At 77.4% G+C, this 1,197-nt stretch carries 2 protein-coding genes; both read left to right on the forward strand.

The window, feature by feature from the left end; genetic code table 11:
* The coding region (locus CBZ_RS20260; RefSeq protein WP_130783218.1) for an NAD(P)H-dependent oxidoreductase at positions 1–471 on the forward strand (471 nt) is incomplete at its 5' end.
* A complete protein-coding gene (locus tag CBZ_RS20265) occupies positions 468–1,013 on the forward strand; it encodes a flavin reductase family protein (protein WP_130783219.1) in 546 nt (181 codons plus the stop codon). The genes CBZ_RS20260 and CBZ_RS20265, both read left to right, overlap by 4 nt.
* The last annotated feature ends 184 nt before the right edge of the window (positions 1,014–1,197 follow it).

Consider the following 1,197-nt stretch of genomic DNA (forward strand, 5'->3'; position numbering starts at 1 on the left):
GCCCCGCACCTCGGCGCCGACCCGGCCGGGCCGGCGAGCGCCGCCGTCACGACCGTCGAGCTCGCGGCCGTCGCGGGCGAGCTGTTCGCCGCCGAGCGGCCGCGCGTCGACGCCGCGCTGCGCACCGTCGCCGGGGCCGGGGTCCTCGTCGTCGCGACGCCCGTCTACAAGGCGTCCTACACCGGCCTGCTCAAGGCGTTCCTCGACGCGTACGGACCCGACGGGCTCGCGGGCGTCGTCGCCGTCCCGCTCGTCGTGTCCGGGTCGCCCGCGCACGCCCTCGTCGGCGAGGCCTACCTGCGGCCGCTGCTCGTCGAGCTCGGCGCGACCGTCCCGACCCGCTCGCTCACCGTCACCGAGGCCGAGCTCGCCGACCTCGACGCCGCCGTCGACCGCTGGCTCGAGAAGGCCGCCGAGCCCCTGCGCCGCGCCGTGCGCGACGCCGCCGACCTCGCGGAGGTGCTCCGATGACCGCCGAGGTGCTGCGCGCGCTCGACGCCGACCTGGCCCAGCAGGACGAGGTCCAGCTCACGCCCGACGCGTACAAGGAGGTGTTCCGCCGGCACCCCGCCGGGGTCGCCGTCGTGACGCTGCGCGACGAGGACGACCGGCTCGTCGGCTTCACCGCGACGTCCGTCATCTCCGTGTCCGCCGCGCCGCCGCTGCTCGCGTTCTCCCTCGCGTCGACGTCGTCGTCGTGGGGGGCCGTGTCCGCCGCCCGGACGCTCGCGATCAGCTTCCTGTCCGGCGCTCAGGACGACGTGTCCGCGCGGTTCGCGACCAGCGGGATCGACCGGTTCGCCGCGGGCGGCTGGACCGCGCTGCCCTCCGGCGAGCCCGTCATCGACGGCGCCGTGTCGTGGGTACGGGGGCGGGTCGTGCAGCGCACGCCCGTCGGCGGCTCCTACCTCGTGTCCGTGCGGGCCCTGGAGCACGGCACGACCGACACCGTGACGCCGCTCGTCTACCACGACCGCACCTACCACCGGATCGGCGACAGCACCGCGATCTGACGACCTTTGCGGCGGCGGGGGCGCGGGGCGGACGATGGGGGGACCACCGACCGGAGGTCCGTCCCGTGCCGTCGCCCGCCCGCTCCCGCCGCCGTCGCGGTCGCCGTCGCACCGGCGCGCCCGGCGACGCGGTCTCGGCGGCGCGACGCAGCGGCCCGCTCGCGTCCGCCGCGCTGGTCGTCGC

This window comes from Cellulomonas biazotea (assembly GCF_004306155.1).
Classification (GTDB): Bacteria; Actinomycetota; Actinomycetes; order Actinomycetales; family Cellulomonadaceae; genus Cellulomonas; species Cellulomonas biazotea.